The sequence below is a fragment of the Muriicola sp. genome (assembly GCF_041567615.1).
Taxonomy (GTDB): Bacteria; Bacteroidota; Bacteroidia; order Flavobacteriales; family Flavobacteriaceae; genus Muriicola.
Genome location: NZ_JBFGBM010000194.1, coordinates 1 through 4,599, shown reverse-complemented (window position 1 = coordinate 4,599; position 4,599 = coordinate 1). Strand labels below are relative to the sequence as shown.

Sequence of the window (4,599 nt, the reverse complement as noted above, 5' to 3'; positions counted from 1 at the left end):
TCGTAGTCCCCTGAACTACAACACTGGCCCCTGGAAGAGGTCCATTGGCATCAGAAACAGTACCTGATACGTCTTGCGCCTTAACCAATCCGAAGCTCAAGATCGCTCCAACCAGCATAAGACCTTTTAGTAGTGTAATCTTCATAAAGCGTTAATTTTCAGTTGAGTTAATTTAATTCAAGCGTTAAACATATATAAAAAAAATGTTAATATTGGCAAACACGGGCCACGGCCGCTTACGAAAACGGTTTCGTGTTAATAACTTTTTAAAACATGGAAATTTAATAATTTAAGTATCCATGTTCCGATTATACTCTATTTATGGGGTGTTTTTATTATCGAATTCGAAACAAATATAACAATTTTTCAATGCGACCTCCGAAAATTATTGATTTTCCCGAACCTTCGCCAGTCCTAAAAGTGTTAAAAAAACAAATTTTTTAACACCGCTTTATGTACCTTTAATGGTTGAGTCTAATTGACAAGAATTCCCATTGAAACGCAAAATCACCTTAAAGCACATTGCCAGGGAACTCGATGTTTCCATATCCACAGTTTCAAAAGCGCTCAAGAACAGTGAAGAAATAGGGCAGGATACCAAAGAGAAAATACAGGCTTTTGCCAGGCTTTACAACTACCGGCCGAACAATATCGCTATAAGCCTCAAGAATAAAAAGACCAAGAATATTGGGGTTATCATCCCGGATATTGTCCACCATTTCTTTACTACCGTATTCAGGGGAATCGAGAAATATGCCAATGCAAAAGGCTACAATGTCATCGTCTGCGTCTCAGACGAGTCATTTGACAAGGAGGTGATCAATATGGAAATGCTCGCCAATGGCAGTATAGACGGATTTATCATGGCTCTAGCCGGGGAGACCCAGCTAAAGAATGATTACAATCACCTGAAGGAAGTGACCGAACAGGGCATTCCGTTGGTCTTGTTCGACCGGGTCACGGACGAGATCCACTGTGATAAGGTGATCATAAACGATGAAGAAGCCGCGTACCTGGCCGTAAAAAAACTCATTGCTTCAGGACGCAGGGAGATCGCCCTGGTAACCACGGAAGGTTATTTGAATGTCAGTGCAAAAAGAACCGAAGGGTATTACAGGGCATTGAGGGAGCATGGCCTGCCGGTTCAACCAGATCTGGTCCTGCAGTTGCCTTATCAGAAGGAGGACGATAAAAAGAGCGAGGCCTTCTTCAGAGAGAGGTCGATGGATGCCGTTCTCTGTGTCAATGAGATCTTTGCTGTAAAATCCATGGGGATTGTGCAGAGATTGGGAAAACGCGTTCCCGAGGATGTCGCCTTTATCGGATTTACGGACGGAATCCTTTCCCGCCTGTCTACTCCCACTTTAAGCTCCGTAGACCAGCACGGGGAACTCATGGGTGAAACCGCTGCCAGGATGCTTATCGAAAAGGTAGAAAATGATCACGAACAGGAGGAGGAGAGTTATGAGACAAAGATCATAAGCGCAACGCTCGTAGAACGTGAATCTACTCTTGGCACGGTTAATTAGTTCCCATTCCCCCTTTTTCTAACGCTTATGCCTGCAGTAAGTATGACTCATTATATTTTCGGAATCCTACAACACCCCTTTCAGAATACAGACATCTTTGTATATTGGCCGCGGATTGACTCAGGCATTTTTACTGTTCCGTGGGATAATGGGTTTTTATAATTAAAAAGGTGTTCCTCAATGCATAACAAAGGATTTATTTTTGACCTGGACGGGGTAATCGTCGATACTGCCAAATACCATTACTTGGCCTGGAAACACCTGGCGGATGAACTGGGGATTCCTTTTACCAAAGAACAGAATGAACAATTCAAGGGAGTAAGCCGAAAGAGATGCCTGGAGATCCTACTTGAATGGGGAAACATGAAAGTACCGCAAGCGCAATTCGATGCCTGGCTGGCAGAGAAAAATGAGGATTACCTGGGTTATATAGACAAAATGACGGAAGATGAAGTGCTGACGGACGTTCCGAAGGTTCTCAATTTCCTGAAAGAACACAAGATCCCCATGGGATTGGGATCAGCCAGTAAAAATGCCCGGCCCATATTGAAAAAAGTGGGACTTATTCCTTATTTTAACACCATTGTAGACGGGACTCAGGTAAGTAAGGCTAAACCCGACCCGGAGGTTTTTTTGATCGCTGCGAGAGACCTGAAGCTTCCGCCTGAGCAATGTATCGTCTTTGAGGATGCTATCGCGGGAATCGAAGCTGCCAATATCGCCGGTATGACCAGTGTTGGCATAGGGGATAAGGATGTGCTCTCGGATGCCAGGTATGTTTTTAAGGATTTTACTGAGATCGACCTCGACTTTATAAAAGAACTAGCAGAATTATAAGATATGAATCAGGATTATATCGTGCCAGACGACTGGTCAATCATAGAAGAAGGATTTGACAGGGAAAATGTGAAATCCTCAGAGAGTATTTTCAGCCTTGGAAACGGGGCTATGGGTCAAAGGGCAAATTTTGAGGAACAATACACAGGTCCAACATTCCAGGGAAGCTATATAGGTGGGGTTTACTATCCCGATAAGACCAAGGTAGGCTGGTGGAAGAATGGCTATCCCGAGTATTTTGCTAAGGTTATCAATGCCCCAAGCTGGATCGGGATCCACGTCCTGGTAGACGGAGAGCCGCTCGACCTTAATACCTGTTCCCGCGTGGAGAATTTCCGCAGGGAACTGAATATGAAGGAGGGTTGGTACCAGCGCAGCTTTACGGCCACGCTCAAGAACGAAAAGACCATCGAGGTAAAGGTTACCCGTTTCCTGAGCCTGGATCTGGATGAGTTGGGGGCTATCCGGTATGAGGTCACTCCCAAAGGAGATGATCTCACCATCACTTTCTCGCCCTATCTCGACAGTGGGATCACCAATGAAGACAGCAACTGGGACGACAAGTTCTGGAATACTACCGGGGTTTCCTCCGAGGGGAACCAGGCCTTTATAGAGGCGCATACCATGAAGACCCATTTTGAGACCTGTACCTTTATGGAATGCCACCTGGAATACCAGGGGAAGACCCAGAGTAAACCCATGGGTACTGAAGAAAAGGAACTTTGGGTAGGGCACGGTTATGAGCAAAAGGTCGATAAAGACTCCACGGTTACCTTTTACAAGTTCGGAGGATACACCGTCTCCCGAAATCACAAGAATGGAGACCTGGTCGGAGCTGCCAAAAAAGTACTCGATAAGGCCAGGCAAAAAGGGTTTGACGGGCTTCTGGAAGCACAGAAAAAATCCTGGGCAGGTATATGGGAAATGAGTGATATCACCATAGGGGGAGATACCAGGGCCCAACAGGGGATCCGATTCAACATCTTCCAACTGAACCAGACCTATACGGGAAAAGATTCCAGGCTAAACATCGGCCCCAAAGGATTTACGGGGGAAAAATACGGGGGGAGCACCTACTGGGACACAGAAGCCTATTGTATCCCTTTCTATATGGCTACAAAGGACCATCACGTGGCCAGGAACCTGCTCAAATACCGGTACAACCATCTGGAAAAGGCCATTGAGAACGCGAGGAAGCTGGGCTTCAACAACGGGGCGGCCCTTTATCCCATGGTAACCATGAACGGGGAGGAGTGTCACAACGAGTGGGAGATCACCTTTGAAGAGATCCACCGAAACGGAGCCATCGCCTTTGCGATCTATAATTACTACCGATACACCGGTGATTATTCCTATATCCCTGAAATGGGACTTGAAGTCCTGATTGGGATCGCCAGGTTCTGGCACCAGCGGGCCACCTTCTCCAAACAGAAGAACAAATATGTGATCCTCGGGGTCACCGGGCCCAATGAATACGAGAACAACGTCAGCAACAACTGGTATACCAACTATATTGCCCGCTGGTGTATTCATTATACGCTGGAACAACTCGAAAAAGTCAAGACAGGCTATAAGGAAGACTACGAACGGATCACCGGGTATACCAAACTGAAAAAGACCGAAACCGAGGAGTGGAAGAAAGTAGCAGACCATATGTACTTTCCGTTTTCAGAAGAACTCGGGATCTATCTCCAGCAGGATGGCTTCCTCGACAAGGAACTGGTGACCGTGGCAGATCTGCCCAAATCCCAAAGGCCTATCAACCAGAAATGGAGCTGGGACAGGATCCTCAGATCCCCCTACATCAAGCAGGCCGATGTCCTTCAGGGGTTTTATTTCTTTGAGGATCACTTTTCTATAGAGGATCTCGAAAAGCATTTTGATTTTTACGAACCCTTTACCGTTCACGAATCATCTCTTTCGCCTTGTGTCCACAGTATACAAGCCGCCAAACTGGATCGTATGCAGCAAGCGTATCAGTTTTACCTGCGAACCTCCCGTCTGGATCTGGACGATTACAACAAAGAGGTGGAAGAAGGACTTCATATCACTTCCATGGCCGGTACGTGGATGAGCATCGTTGAAGGATTTGGAGGTATGAGGATTCGGAACGATAAGTTGTCTTTCCGCCCAAGGATCCCGGAAGAGTGGGAGTCTTATTCCTTTAAGATAAATTTCAGGGACAGGATACTCAAGGTGCTAATCGATAAGAACGGAGCCCATTTTGAGCTGG

At 46.1% G+C, this 4,599-nt stretch carries 3 protein-coding genes; all 3 read left to right on the top strand.

Going from position 1 to position 4,599, the window contains the following annotated elements; translation table 11 throughout:
* Nucleotides 1–494 precede the first annotated feature (494 nt).
* Nucleotides 495–1,529, top strand: coding sequence for a LacI family DNA-binding transcriptional regulator (locus tag ABYP73_RS11585; protein ID WP_372974432.1), 1,035 nt, complete (start codon nucleotides 495–497; stop codon nucleotides 1,527–1,529).
* A 180-nt stretch (nucleotides 1,530–1,709) separates the two neighbouring features.
* On the top strand, nucleotides 1,710–2,366 hold the full coding sequence (gene pgmB, locus ABYP73_RS11580; protein WP_372974431.1) for a beta-phosphoglucomutase: 657 nt from the start codon (nucleotides 1,710–1,712) through the stop codon (nucleotides 2,364–2,366).
* A 3-nt stretch (nucleotides 2,367–2,369) separates the two neighbouring features.
* A partial coding sequence (locus ABYP73_RS11575; protein WP_372974430.1) for a glycoside hydrolase family 65 protein occupies nucleotides 2,370–4,599 on the top strand: 2,230 nt, incomplete at its 3' end.

Excerpts from the sequence above, each read along its gene's own strand:
- pgmB (WP_372974431.1), top strand. The coding sequence starts at position 1,710 with ATGCATAACAAAGGATTTATTTTTGACCTGGACGGGGTAATCGTCGAT.